Source organism: Rheinheimera pacifica (assembly GCF_024809855.1).
Classification (GTDB): Bacteria; Pseudomonadota; Gammaproteobacteria; order Enterobacterales; family Alteromonadaceae; genus Alishewanella; species Alishewanella pacifica_A.
Map to the genome: position 1 here is coordinate 98,988 of NZ_JANUEM010000008.1, position 12,479 is coordinate 111,466.

The 12,479-nt window shown below is 49.5% G+C and carries 13 protein-coding genes; 9 read left to right on the top strand and 4 right to left on the bottom strand.

Annotation, left to right across the window (positions count from 1 at the left end):
- Positions 1–41: 41 nt before the first annotated feature.
- The 9 genes from ftsB to rpoS all read left to right on the top strand — a co-directional run bounded on the left by ftsB (position 42) and on the right by rpoS (position 6,869).
- Positions 42–341: a cell division protein FtsB gene (gene ftsB / locus M2404_RS12045; RefSeq protein WP_259239988.1), complete on the top strand. Its 300-nt coding sequence runs from the start codon at positions 42–44 to the stop codon at positions 339–341.
- Positions 334–1,026 (top strand): 2-C-methyl-D-erythritol 4-phosphate cytidylyltransferase, encoded by a 693-nt coding sequence (gene ispD / locus M2404_RS12050; RefSeq protein ID WP_259239989.1) that lies wholly within the window; start codon positions 334–336, stop codon positions 1,024–1,026. Before ftsB ends, ispD begins: the two co-directional genes overlap by 8 nt.
- Positions 1,026–1,505, top strand: coding sequence for a 2-C-methyl-D-erythritol 2,4-cyclodiphosphate synthase (gene ispF / locus M2404_RS12055; protein ID WP_259239990.1), 480 nt, complete (start codon positions 1,026–1,028; stop codon positions 1,503–1,505). Before ispD ends, ispF begins: the two co-directional genes overlap by 1 nt.
- Positions 1,502–2,545, top strand: coding sequence for a tRNA pseudouridine(13) synthase TruD (gene truD, locus M2404_RS12060; RefSeq protein ID WP_259239991.1), 1,044 nt, complete (start codon positions 1,502–1,504; stop codon positions 2,543–2,545). The genes ispF and truD overlap by 4 nt, the downstream gene beginning before the upstream one ends.
- Positions 2,546–2,549: 4 nt before the next feature.
- The gene (surE, locus tag M2404_RS12065) at positions 2,550–3,302 is read left to right on the top strand and encodes a 5'/3'-nucleotidase SurE (protein WP_259239992.1); all 753 of its coding nucleotides are present in this window, start codon (positions 2,550–2,552) and stop codon (positions 3,300–3,302) included.
- 1 nt (position 3,303) lies between these two features.
- Complete coding sequence (locus tag M2404_RS12070) at positions 3,304–3,942, top strand: protein-L-isoaspartate(D-aspartate) O-methyltransferase (protein WP_068229186.1); 639 nt, start codon at positions 3,304–3,306, stop codon at positions 3,940–3,942.
- A 13-nt stretch (positions 3,943–3,955) separates the two neighbouring features.
- Complete coding sequence (locus M2404_RS12075) at positions 3,956–4,858, top strand: DUF368 domain-containing protein (protein ID WP_259239993.1); 903 nt, start codon at positions 3,956–3,958, stop codon at positions 4,856–4,858.
- Complete coding sequence (locus tag M2404_RS12080) at positions 4,810–5,793, top strand: peptidoglycan DD-metalloendopeptidase family protein (protein ID WP_259239994.1); 984 nt, start codon at positions 4,810–4,812, stop codon at positions 5,791–5,793. The genes M2404_RS12075 and M2404_RS12080 overlap by 49 nt, the downstream gene beginning before the upstream one ends.
- Before the next feature lie 83 nt (positions 5,794–5,876).
- Complete coding sequence (gene rpoS / locus M2404_RS12085) at positions 5,877–6,869, top strand: RNA polymerase sigma factor RpoS (protein WP_259239995.1); 993 nt, start codon at positions 5,877–5,879, stop codon at positions 6,867–6,869.
- 27 nt (positions 6,870–6,896) lie between these two features.
- On the opposite strand, the gene M2404_RS12090 is transcribed toward rpoS, so the two are convergent.
- The 4 genes from M2404_RS12090 to M2404_RS12105 form a co-directional block, all read right to left on the bottom strand.
- Positions 6,897–7,538 carry a GntR family transcriptional regulator gene (locus tag M2404_RS12090; RefSeq protein ID WP_259239996.1) on the bottom strand — a complete coding sequence of 214 codons (642 nt, stop codon included), beginning with the start codon at positions 7,536–7,538 and terminating at the stop codon, positions 6,897–6,899.
- Entirely contained in the window at positions 7,538–8,707 is a 1,170-nt protein-coding gene (locus M2404_RS12095; protein ID WP_259239997.1) for a benzoate/H(+) symporter BenE family transporter, read from the bottom strand. Before M2404_RS12095 ends, M2404_RS12090 begins: the two co-directional genes overlap by 1 nt.
- Before the next feature lie 59 nt (positions 8,708–8,766).
- Complete coding sequence (mutS, locus tag M2404_RS12100; RefSeq protein ID WP_259239998.1) at positions 8,767–11,340, bottom strand: DNA mismatch repair protein MutS; 2,574 nt, start codon at positions 11,338–11,340, stop codon at positions 8,767–8,769.
- 152 nt (positions 11,341–11,492) lie between these two features.
- The gene (locus M2404_RS12105; protein ID WP_259239999.1) at positions 11,493–12,377 is read right to left on the bottom strand and encodes a hypothetical protein; all 885 of its coding nucleotides are present in this window, start codon (positions 12,375–12,377) and stop codon (positions 11,493–11,495) included.
- Positions 12,378–12,479: the final 102 nt, after the last annotated feature.

The following is a 12,479-nucleotide window of genomic DNA, read 5'->3' on the forward strand; positions in this document are numbered from 1 at the left end:
AGGCTTCATAATAACCGCAGTCTGTTTAATGAAGCTGTATTATGCGAATACTCACTTTACTGCTGGTAATTGTGCTGGGCTTGCTGCAATACCGTTTGTGGTTGGGCCAGCATAGCATTGCCGATTACTTTCGCTTGCAAGAAGAACTGCGTACCCAACAGGCCAGTAATCTGGAACTGGAAAAGCGTAACCGCTTACTAAAAGCCGATGTGACCGATTTGCAACAGGGGCTGGACGCAATTGAAGAGCGTGCCCGCAACGAGCTGGGGTTAATTAAGCAGGACGAAGTGTTCTTCCGTTTATTCAGTCAGGCAGAGCCGGGTAAAACAATTAATGACTAACCTTAATTATCCCGCCATTGCGGCTATTGTGCCCGCCGCGGGCGTTGGCAAGCGCATGCAGGCCGACCGGCCAAAGCAATATCTGGTTTTGCACGGTAAAACTATTTTGGAGCACAGTGTTGCCAGGTTACAGTCGGTTGCTGGCGTGGAGCAAGTCTGGCTGGCGCTGGCGGCAGAAGATCCGTATTTTGATGCCACGGCGTTAAGCCACAGTAATGTTATCCGGGTTAAAGGTGGTGAAGAGCGTATGCATTCGGTGCTCAATGCACTGAATTTTGTCGATGAACATCAATACCCCTGGGTATTGGTGCACGATGCTGCCCGGCCTTTGGTGCGCCAATCTGACATTGAACAGCTAATTCAGCGTTGTTTAGCCAGTGGTGAAGGTGGCATTTTGGCCTGCCGTGTACGCGACACCATGAAACGTGGCGAATTAATGGTGGCAGAAACCGTAAGCCGCGAACACTTGTGGCATGCGCTGACACCGCAGTTTTTTCCTACTTCGTTATTAAAAGCGGCTTTGCATGATGCCGTCAGTGCCGGGATACATATTACAGACGAGGCATCCGCCATGGAATGGGCCGGCCACAGCGTGCTGCTGGTGGAAGGGCACAGCGACAATATTAAAATTACCCAGCCAGCCGATTTAGCCCTGGCTGCGTTTTATCTGGAGCAAAGTAGTTAATGAATATGCGTATTGGTCACGGCTTTGATGTACATGCCTTTGGCGGCGAAGGCCCGGTAACGCTGGGGGGCGTTAAAATTGAATATACGCAGGGCTTGCTGGCCCATTCTGATGGTGACGTGGTGTTGCATGCGTTATCGGATGCTTTACTTGGTGCAGTAGCGCTTGGTGATATTGGCCATCATTTTCCTGATACGGACGCCGCCTTTAAAGGTATAGATAGCCGGATATTACTGCGTAAGGTGTTTGCTGATGTTAGTGCAGCTGGTTATAAAATCGGTAATCTGGACATTACGATTATGGCGCAGGCACCTAAAATGGCGCCACATATTAATGCCATGCGCCAGTGTATTGCCGATGACTTAGCTTGCCAGTTGTCACAGGTAAACGTAAAGGCCACGACCACTGAAAAGCTGGGTTTTGTTGGCCGCAAAGAGGGTATAGCGGCAGAAGCTGTAGTACTGCTGGTTGGCGCATGACCGCTGCACAGCCCCTGAGTTATCTGTACGATGAACCTTCGGCTACAGCGTTATTACGCCAACACAGTAACGACTTTATTGTAGAAGAGCAGCTTAATTTCAGCCCGAGCGGCGCTGGTGAGCATATTTTGCTGTATATCGAAAAAACCGGCCAGAACACCCAATATGTGGCTAAACAACTGGCAGAGCTTACCGGCTTACGCGCCCGTGATATCAGTTATGCCGGTTTAAAAGATCGCCATGCGGTGACCAGGCAGTGGTTTTGCTTTAAGTGGCCAATTAAGCAACCGCTGAACTGGCAAAGCTGGCAGCTTGAAGGCTGCACAGTATTGGATATGCAACGCCATTACCGCAAACTGCGTTTAGGTGCACTTAAAGCTAATTTGTTTCAAATCTGCTTGCGCCAGGTATCAGATATTGCAGAGGTGCTTAAACGCGCCACTTTACTCGGCCAGGGTGTGCCGAATTATTACGGTGAACAGCGTTTCGGCATTAACGGGGGGAATCTGGCATTAGCGCAGCAACTGTTTAATGGCCAGAGTATTACCGATCGTAAATTACGTGGCCTGGCATTATCTGCCGCCCGCTCTTATGTGTTTAATCAGCAGGTTAGTGCCCGTATCAGCTCAGGTTTATTTAATACCGTGCAAGATGGTGATGTGCTGCAGCTAAATGGTTCTGGCTCAGTGTTTCGGGTGCCAGAGGCAGATACCACTTTACAGCAGCGTCTGCAACAGCAGGACTTGCATATTACCGCAGTGTTGGCGGGCATTGGTGAGCCAATGGTTAGTGGCGCCGCCGCCGAATTTGAACGGCAGGTGCTGGCACAGCACAACGAGCTGGTGCAAGGGCTGGAAGATTATCGCTTAAAAGCCGAGCGGCGGGCGATACGGCTGCTGCCGCAGCAACTTACCGTGCAACAGCAAGGTAACGATATAACGCTAAGCTTTGCGTTACCGGCAGGTTGTTTTGCTACCAGTGTGTTAAGAGAGTTGCTGAAGTACCAGGATTGCGGCCGCAAAACCGTTGATATGGAGTAGCCAAATGCGAATTTTATTAAGTAACGATGATGGTGTGCATGCCAAAGGTATGCAGGTGTTACAACAGGCACTAAGCCAGATTGCTGAAGTAACAACTGTCGGGCCGGATCGGAACTGTAGTGGAGCCAGTAATTCATTAACGCTGATTAACCCATTACGGGTGCAGAAAATGGAAAATGGTTTTTTATCGGTAAATGGTACCCCCACTGACTGTGTGCACTTAGCCATTAGTCAGTTGTTAGACTTTACACCAGACTTAGTGGTAGCCGGTATTAACCATGGCGCCAACCTTGGTGATGATGTGCTGTATTCAGGTACCGTTGCAGCCGCCACAGAAGGGCGGCACTTGGGGTTGCCCGCTATTGCGGTTTCGCTGGCCGGACGCGAAGAAGAGCATTTTGCTACAGCCGCCTATGTTACTGTGCAGGTGATAAAAAAGCTGAAATCACATCCGTTACCGGCCGATCAGATTTTAAATATTAATGTGCCTGCGGTATCAATCGAACAGTTAAAAGGCATTCAGGTAACGCGCCTGGGCCGGCGTCATAAAGCTGAAACCATGACCAGTGCTACCGATCCCTGGGGCAGAAAAATATACTGGTATGGTTCACTGGGGCCTGAGTTGGATGCTGGTGAAGGCACCGATTTTTATGCCATAGCCAACGGTTATGCGTCTGTAACACCACTGCAAATTGATATGTCGGCCTATAAAAGTATGGATACCTTACGACAGTGGTTAGAGGGGATTAGCTTGTAATATGGCAGTAGCAACGTCACGCAGCGCCGCGGTATTGGCGCAAAAACTTCAGGCTGAGGGTATCCGCAATCCTCAGGTTCTGGCTGCTATAGCGCACACACCACGACATTTGTTTGTTGAGGCCGTACTGGCACATAAAGCTTATGAAAATACCGCCCTGCCAATTGGTCAGGGCCAGACTATTTCTCAGCCTTATATCGTTGCCCGCATGACAGAATTGTTATTGCAGGACAAAGCGCCGGGTAAAGTATTAGAAATTGGTACCGGCTCGGGCTATCAAACTGCAATACTGGCCAGGTTATTTTCACATGTATGTAGTGTTGAGCGTATTAAAGCGCTGCAGTTTCAGGCGAAGCGGCGCTTACAGCAACTGGATTTACATAATGTATCGATGAAGCATGGCGATGGTTGGCAGGGCTGGCCCAGCAAAGCGCCGTTTGACAGCATTATTGTTACAGCCGCCCCGGTTGAGGTACCTGTAGCCTTGTTACAGCAACTGACGGAGGGAGGCCGGTTAGTGATCCCTGTAGGGTTACATGATCAGGTTTTGCGGGTATACCAGCGTAATGGCGATGATTTTAGTAGTACAGATATTGAAGCAGTACGTTTTGTACCGCTTGTGCCAGGGGCTCTGGCCTGATTAAGGAAAACTCATGCAATATATTCAGTGGATTATAAAAGGGCTGGCGATGGGCGCTGCCGATGTGGTGCCTGGGGTATCGGGCGGTACTCTGGCCTTTATTTTGGGTATCTATGAGCGTTTACTGGCAGCCATCAGCAACTGCAATATGCAGGCGTTGCGTTTGCTTGGCCGGGGTAGGATTACTGCGCTGTGGCAGCATATTGATGGCACATTTTTACTTTGTCTGTTTGGCGGCATTTTTATCAGCATTTTTTCTCTGGCCGGCGTTATTAGTTATTTTCTTGAATATCGGCCTATTCCATTGTGGGCACTATTTAATGGCCTGATCCTGGCGGCATTGCCCGCATTAATGACAAGCCTGCGCTGGAGCTTGCTACGTGCCGGGTTATGCCTGCTCGGAGTTGCTTTTGCCGTGTTGGTTGGCATGTTGGCGCCACATGAACTTAACCCGGCGCCCTGGCTGTTCTTCTTTGCCGGTGCGGTGGCGATATGCGCGATGATACTGCCGGGTATATCAGGTAGTTTTATTTTACTGGTTCTGGGCATGTATGCGCCGGTACTGTTGGCGGTAACTGAATTACAGTTTGGTGTGCTGGCGCTGTTTATGGCCGGATGTATTTTTGGTTTACTGAGCTTTTCCCGCTTACTAAACTGGCTGTTACGACATTATCATGATGCTACGTTGGCGCTGTTAATTGGTGTGGTCATGGGCGCCTTCTACCGGATTTGGCCCTGGCAGACTGAGCAAAAAATGTATCTGCCATGGCAGTATGCCAGTCAGGTAGGTGATGCTGATATCAGTATGGCATTAGTATGCCTGCTCGCCGGCGTAGGTATTATGTTAATGCTGTTAAATCTGGAAAAATGGTTTACTCTGCCAGCTACAGCGGACAATACGACGACGAAAGACTAAAGGAGGTTTTTATTCGTTGTACTAACCACAGCTACCTGTATCACGCAACTGCACGCCCGCTAAGGCTTTGGGCGCGTGCTTTCAGCCTGTGGTTAATATTGCTTGTAATGGTGCTGGGCGGCTGCTCTTCCCGTTCAACACCAGCTCCTGTCAGCACGCTGGAACTGCGGGAGAATTTCTATCAGCAACGTAACCGCGGTTCGTTATCTGGCAGCAGCTATACTGTGCAACGCGGTGATACTCTCTATTCTATTGCTTTTCGTGGCGGTAAAGATGTGCGTGAACTAGCACGGCTTAATGCTATTGCCAGCCCCTATACTATTTATCCCGGACAACAGCTTAAGCTAACCGGCGTACCCCCGGCCCGGGTGGCTAAACCGGCTGCAAAACCAGTAGCCGCAAAACCTGTAACAAATACTGCTAAAAATACAAATAATTCAAGCCAAACAAAATCAAATAGTTCGGTAAAACCGGCTAAACCTGTTGCGCCGAAAAATCAAACGGGTTATGTTCAGACCAATACAGCGCCGGAGAAAAAAGCGCAAAACCCCACTTTAAGTCGGAACGTGGTGCAATGGCAATGGCCGGTAAAAGGTAAAATAATTTCCGGTTTTTCGCACCAGCAGCAAGGTAATAAAGGGGTGGATGTTGCCGGGCGCGAAGGTGACAGAATAAACGCAGCAGCCAGTGGGCAGGTAGTTTATGCCGGCAATGCGTTAAGGGGTTATGGTAATTTAATTATTATTAAGCACAATGACGATTATTTAAGTGCTTACGCCCATAACCGTAAGCTGCTGGTAACAGAAAGACAAATGGTTACTGCCGGACAGCAGATAGCCGAAATGGGCAGTACTGACGCTACCGATCCACGTTTGCACTTTGAGATCCGTTTTCGTGGCACTTCAGTAGATCCATTAAAATATTTACCAAAATAATAAGATCAAAAGCACAAGTAAGTTCAGGAATGGATGCGAAATGCCTTAGTGGCTCCTGACCCTATAGACGTGGGAGAAAGGATATGGGACAAAAGAGTGACGACGACGTTTTAGATTTTAAAGAAGATGAACTGATAGACGAATCTGTTTTGCTGGAAGACGATGCAGAGCCGGATGCGGCCGATTTAACCGCTGAAGAAAATGTGACTGAAGATGTTTTTGCCCGTGATGACAGCCATAAAACTATGGATGCAACACAAATTTATCTGGGTGAAATAGGGTTTTCGCCATTATTGTCTGCAGAGGAAGAGGTGTATTTTTCCCGCTTGGCACTAAAAGGCGACCAGGCTGCACGTAAGCGTATGATCGAAAGCAACCTGCGCTTAGTTGTTAAAATTGCCCGCCGCTATATTAACCGTGGTTTAGCGTTACTCGATTTAATCGAAGAAGGTAACCTGGGCCTGATCCGCGCGGTAGAAAAATTTGATCCCGAACGCGGTTTTCGTTTTTCAACCTATGCCACCTGGTGGATCCGCCAGACCATAGAACGCGCCATTATGAACCAAACCCGTACTATCCGCCTGCCCATTCATGTGGTGAAAGAGCTGAATATATACCTGCGTGCAGCACGGGAGTTATCACAAAAGCTTGATCATGAACCGACACCGGAGGAAATTGCCAGTGCGCTGGACAGGCCGGTAGAAGAAGTGCGGAAAATGCTGAAGTTAAATGAAAAAATAACCTCGGTAGATACGCCTGTCGCGGGTTCGTCAGAAAAGCAGTTACTTGATGTTATTGCTGATGAAAAAGAGCTGGGGCCTGAAACTGAGTTGCAGGATGAAGATATTCGTCAGCACTTGGTGGTGTGGCTGAATGAGCTGAACCCAAAGCAGCGTGAAGTGCTGGCGCGGCGTTTTGGTTTGCTTGGCTATGAGCCTTCTACACTGGAAGATGTTGGCCATGAAATTGGTTTAACCCGGGAGCGGGTGCGGCAAATTCAGGTTGAAGCGCTGCGGCGTTTACGTGAAATTGTGACGCATCAGGGGTTGAATATAGAAACCCTGTTTCAGGATTAACTCTGCTTAAAACCAAACAAGGCGCTATCAGGCGCCTTGTTGTTTTTGCAGAAACTGCACCAGCAGGTTACCGGCCTCGGTAATATGCTGTACAAGCAATTTACCGGCCTGCCCGGTGTCACCCCGGCGTAATAAAGCCAGTAATTCGGCGTGTTCGGCGGCACTGGTGTCGGCGTAGGTCAGGGCTTGCTCTTGATACCCCAGATAGCGTGATACCTGTTGATGCAATTGGTCCAGTAAGCGCAGTAAATGTGGTTTGGCACAGCTTTGATATAGCAGGCGGTGGAACTGCCAGTTGAGCTCTCCACGCTGATAAGGTGCCAGGCTTTTATTCGCTGCAATATAGGCCAGTAAGTCTTCGGCCTGGCCCAGTTGGCTGAAACTCATATTGGCAGCGGCCAGTTGTAGTGCCTGCGGTTCTAACTGTAAACGTAACAAACACAGCTCTTGTGCTTCGGTAGCACTAAAACCTGGTACCTGCATACCGGCTTTGCCATGTGGCTCCAGCCAGCCTTCGCTTAATAATGCCTGTTGTACATCACGCACCACTATGCGGCTTACACCATAATACTCAGCCAGTTGCTGCTGGGTAAGAACGGAACCTGCTGCCCAGCGTTGCAGTTGAATATCTTGTTTTAGCTGGTTATATAGCTGGTGTTTTTTCAGCATCAGAGGCTCCGGCGCAGGCCATTAACGATCAGCAGGGTTAAACCACCGGCAATAATGCCCCAGAATGCAGCGGCAACACCAAAAAAACTCACACCGCTGGCTGTAACCAGCAGGGTAACAACAGCCGCTTCGCGGTGCTCACCCTCTGCAGTAGCTACGGCAAGATTAGCACCTATGGTGCCCAGTAATGCCAGGCCAGCTAGCGCCGCAATCATTTCTTTAGGAAAAGCCGCAAATAGCGCCACTACAGTGGCGCCAGCCAGCCCTGCCAGCAGGTAAAATACACCGGCAGCTATACCGGCAATATAACGTTTGTCCTTGTCGGGGTGTGCTTCAGTGCCGGTGCAAATAGCCGCAGTAATAGCCGCCAGATTAATAGAGAAAGCGCCCCAGGGGGCCAGCAGTAAGGTTGATAGGGCAGTGCTGCTGATAAGCGGAGACACCGGCGTTTGATAACCGCTGGTACGGATCACCGCCACACCGGGGATATTCTGTGATGCCATGGTAACCAGCAGCAGTGGCAGGCCAACACCGAGTAGGGCGCTGAGTGACCAATCCGGTGTTACCCATACCGGTGTGGTTAAACTTAGCGTAATGGCACTGTCATTAAACTGGCCCTGTGTCACTACACACAGCAGCCCTGTTAACAGTACCCACAAAATGGCATAGCGCGGCATAAAGCGTTTGGCCAGCAAATAGCTGATACACATCAGGCCAACCAGCAATAACTGGCTTTGCAGTGAAGTAAAAATGCTTAAGCCAAATTGCAGCAAAATACCCGCCAACATGGCGCTTGCCAGTGGCAGCGGAATAAGCCGGGTTAATTTATCAAACCAACCGCTTAAGCCAATTATTAACCCCAGGACAGCAGTAAAGATAAATACTCCAACAGCCTCATTAATGGTTAAGCCTTGCAGGCTGGTAGCTAAAAGCGCGGCACCGGGGGTAGACCAGGCAGTAATAACAGGGGCTTTGTAATACCAGGACAAACCAATACAGGTAGCCGCCATACCGATACCCAATGCCAGCAACCAGGATGCCATGATCTCCTGGGTAGCGCCTGCCGCCGCCGCAGCTTGCAATACAATGGCCACTGAACTGGCAAAGCCAACCAGTACGGCAACAAAGCCCGCTACTATGGCCGACAGGCTAATATCATTAATTTGCATAAGCTAACTCAAACTTAAAAAAGTATACCTAATTTAAAATGTATACATTTTTTGTCAAGCTACAACTGCTGTTTTAATTGATACAACAAATCCAGTGCCTGGCGGGCGGTTAAATCATCCGGGTTAATATCGCGCAGTTGTTCTACTACCGGATGTTCTGTTTCCAGCAGGCTAAGTTGCGGTGGTATCGCTGTTGGCGCTGTTCTTACTGCTGCTTTTACCGATGCCGTGCTGCCGTGCTGCTCCAGCTCAGAAAGTTTATGCCGCGCCTGCTTAATAACGGCTTTGGGCACACCTGCCAGTTGGGCTACCTGCAAGCCAAAGCTTTTGCTGGCGGCGCCATCCTGCACGTGGTGCATAAATACTATGCTGTCGCCATGCTCTACCGCGTCCAGATGCACATTGGCCAGCCCCGGCAATTGCTCTGCCAGTTCAGTCAGTTCAAAGTAGTGGGTGGCAAACAAGGTTAAGGCTTTAATTTTGGTTGCCAGATAATCTGCACAGGCCCAGGCTAAACTTAAGCCATCGTAGGTACTGGTGCCACGGCCAATTTCGTCCATCAATACCAGGCTGTGTTCGGTGGCGTGGTGCAAAATTGTCGCGGTTTCAGTCATCTCTACCATAAAAGTAGAGCGGCCGGAGGCCAGATCATCTGAAGCGCCAATACGGGTGAAAATACGATCTATAGGGCCAATCTGGGCGCTGTCGGCCGGTACAAAACAGCCGATATAGGCCATTAGCACAATCAGTGCAGTTTGGCGCATATAGGTAGATTTACCGCCCATATTTGGCCCGGTAATCATCAGCATACGGCGTTGCTGGTGTAAATGCAGTGGGTTGGCAATAAAGGGTTCGGTTAATACCTGCTCTACCACCGGATGCCGTGCCTGCTGCAACACTATGCCGGTTTGGCTGCTAAGCTGCGGCCGACAGTAGTTCAGGCTGTCGGCCCGCTCACTAAAGGTACATAACACATCCAGCTCGGCCAGTGCCTGCGCCAGTTGTTGTAATTGCGCTAAAAACGGCGCAGTCAGCTCAAATAGTTGCTCATACAGCTGTTTTTCCAGTGCCAGGGCTTTACTCTGGCTGCCAAGTACTTTGTCTTCGTACTCTTTTAGCTCAGGAATAATATAACGCTCGTTGTTTTTCAACGTTTGGCGGCGTACATATTCCGGTGGTACTTTAGTGTCGGCACTGCGGCCGGTTTCAATGTAGTAACCATGAATACGGTTAAAGCCTACTTTCAGCGACGCAATACCGGTGCGCTCGCGCTCACGCTGTTCCAGTTGCTCTAAATAATCGGTAGCACCGGTAGCTAAAGCGCGCCATTGGTCCAGTTCAGCATGATAGCCTGGCGCAATAACGCCACCATCGCGGATCAGCACCGGCGGCGTTTCCACAATGGCCTGTTCTAACAACGTACATAGCTGTGGCAACGGCTGGGCAGCCAGGCTGATTTGTTGCAGTAAAGCACTGCTAAGCGGTGACAGCTGCGGTGCCAGTACCGGCAATTGCTGCAGCGCCTGACGCAGACGGGCAAAGTCACGCGGGCGTGCGCTGCGTAGCGCTAAACGGGCAATAACCCGCTCAATATCACCAATTTGCTTTAATAGTGGTTGTAACTGCTCATATTCAGTATTGAGCTCTGTTACGGCGTCCAACCGGGCATTAACCCGTGCCTGATCACGTAATGGTGCATGGATCCAGCGTTTTAGCTGGCGTGATCCCATCGCAGTTTGGCTGCGGTCGAGCACGGCGGCCAGCGTATGTTCGTAGTTGCCTGCTAAGTTTTGTGTTAGTTCCAGATTACGCCGGGTAGCGGCGTCCAGCACGATATTATCCTGTGAGCGCTCCAGCGCTACGGCACGGATATGCGGCAGCGCGGCGCGCTGGGTGTCTTTTACATACTGCATTACACAACCGGCGGCCATCAGCGCTACCGGTGCTTCATCTACACCAAAACTGAGTAAATCTTTAGTAGCAAACTGCTGGCACAATAGACGCTTAGCGGTGGCCAGTTCAAATTCCCACACCGGGCGATGGCGTGCGCCTTTACGTTTTTCTATCAGATAACTGTCGGCGAAATCTTCCGGATACAACAGTTCTGCCGGGTTTAACCGCTGCAGCAGCGCGGCTAAATCATCAACATTGTCTACCTGATTCAGCAAAAAGCGGCCGCTGCTTAAATCTAACTGTGCTAAACCATACTGGCCGCGTAACTGGCTGATAGCACACAGTAAATTATCCTGCCGCTCATTTAACAGGGCTTCATCGGTAACAGTACCGGGGGTAACAATACGCACCACTTTGCGCTCAACCGGGCCTTTGCTGGTGGCCGGGTCACCAATTTGCTCACAAATTGCCACCGATTCGCCCAGCTGTACTAAGCGGGCTAAATAATTTTCTACTGCATGATAAGGCACGCCCGCCATCGGGATCGGTGTACCGGCGCTCTGGCCGCGCTTGGTCAGTGAAATATCCAGCAGTGCTGCGGCGCGTTTGGCATCGTCGTAAAACAGTTCGTAAAAGTCACCCATGCGGTAAAACAGCAGAATGTCAGGGTGTTCGCTTTTTAACCCCAGATACTGTTGCATCATGGGCGTATGAGAAGACAGGTCTTTGATAGTAGTCATACAGATGTTCTTATCCGCGGCGGTTGGCGATGATAAAGCCGGAGATTATAACAGAAGTTTTTTAGTGCGTGTGCGCCTGTGATCGTATGGGGCAGATGATAAATATTTAGAAAAGTTGCAATTACCGTAGTTGGGGGAGCCCTGCTCAGTTGTCAGGGAAAAAAGTTGTCCCGGGGACCAAGAGTGCTACTTTCCATCTGTAACGCCATGTCAACACCAGATATGCGTCTTACCGAAGACGCTGCCACAAACTGGGCATCAAGGGCCAAAGTTATAACTTCTAGCCGAGTTAGCATTGTTTCTTTGTAACGACCGCCGACATAATCGGGAAACTTGCTCAGTGCACGTAACAATAGTGTGTCATCCCTATGGTTTTTCTCTTTAACCATTCTCTGCCCGAGTTTGCCTAAATCATGCCCAAATAGTTTTGGATTTTTTAAATCTTTCTCGGGTATACCAAGATGTAAAAGGGTGCCTTTCATAGCCAATTCGGCAGTCAGGCAAATGGGTTGTAGAACTGGACTGCTTATCGAGCCTGATTGAGAAAGACTTTCAGCAACCATTTTCAGTTGTTCCGCCGCAAGTCCCCACAAGGCTGAAACATTTTTATGCTGAGTATTGTGATCAATACCAGAGACAAGATCATGCATATCTGCAAAAGCAAATGCAGATCTTCCGGCAATCTTTGGATCGCCACGGCACCATGCCGCCCATTCCTGATAGCTTGAAAAGCCTAATCCTTTATCGACTGTTATATTTACAGTTCCGTAAGTGACGCCGATAATGGCTTTCCTGACACGATCAACTGATGATGCTAGGCCAGTTCCCATGCCTGGCCAGGTGAACTCAACTTCAGGTATCAAGCGCGCATACGCACGTTGGATTTCACCTACTTGGGGATTGTCGATAAAGCCTATAGAAAACTGTTCGCCAAGAATTTCCGTGGCGGCATGGAGTGGTCTGGCGTGGAATGGAATGTCTTCCCGTGCAAAACGCTCATCCAGCGCAAGGATATCTTTATCTGTGAATTTGATCATTCGAACATCCCTGCATTGCTTCTGATTTAGGGATATTCTGCAATTGATTTAGAAATAATTCAAAGCGGTTATCTCAGTTTAAAAATAAATACCTTATATTTT

What these genes read in the sequence shown, in the direction of transcription:
- M2404_RS12095 (WP_259239997.1), bottom strand. Translation starts at nt 8,707, where the DNA reads ATGCAAATTAATGATATTAGCCTGTCGGCCATAGTAGCGGGCTTTGTT.
- M2404_RS12090 (WP_259239996.1), bottom strand. Translation starts at nt 7,538, where the DNA reads ATGCTGAAAAAACACCAGCTATATAACCAGCTAAAACAAGATATTCAA.
- ispD (WP_259239989.1), top strand. Translation starts at nt 334, where the DNA reads ATGACTAACCTTAATTATCCCGCCATTGCGGCTATTGTGCCCGCCGCG.
- ispF (WP_259239990.1), top strand. Translation starts at nt 1,026, where the DNA reads ATGAATATGCGTATTGGTCACGGCTTTGATGTACATGCCTTTGGCGGC.
- mutS (WP_259239998.1), bottom strand. Translation starts at nt 11,340, where the DNA reads ATGACTACTATCAAAGACCTGTCTTCTCATACGCCCATGATGCAACAG.
- M2404_RS12075 (WP_259239993.1), top strand. Translation starts at nt 3,956, where the DNA reads ATGCAATATATTCAGTGGATTATAAAAGGGCTGGCGATGGGCGCTGCC.
- truD (WP_259239991.1), top strand. Translation starts at nt 1,502, where the DNA reads ATGACCGCTGCACAGCCCCTGAGTTATCTGTACGATGAACCTTCGGCT.
- rpoS (WP_259239995.1), top strand. Translation starts at nt 5,877, where the DNA reads ATGGGACAAAAGAGTGACGACGACGTTTTAGATTTTAAAGAAGATGAA.
- M2404_RS12070 (WP_068229186.1), top strand. Translation starts at nt 3,304, where the DNA reads ATGGCAGTAGCAACGTCACGCAGCGCCGCGGTATTGGCGCAAAAACTT.
- M2404_RS12080 (WP_259239994.1), top strand. Translation starts at nt 4,810, where the DNA reads ATGGTTTACTCTGCCAGCTACAGCGGACAATACGACGACGAAAGACTA.
- M2404_RS12105 (WP_259239999.1), bottom strand. Translation starts at nt 12,377, where the DNA reads ATGATCAAATTCACAGATAAAGATATCCTTGCGCTGGATGAGCGTTTT.
- ftsB (WP_259239988.1), top strand. Translation starts at nt 42, where the DNA reads ATGCGAATACTCACTTTACTGCTGGTAATTGTGCTGGGCTTGCTGCAA.
- surE (WP_259239992.1), top strand. Translation starts at nt 2,550, where the DNA reads ATGCGAATTTTATTAAGTAACGATGATGGTGTGCATGCCAAAGGTATG.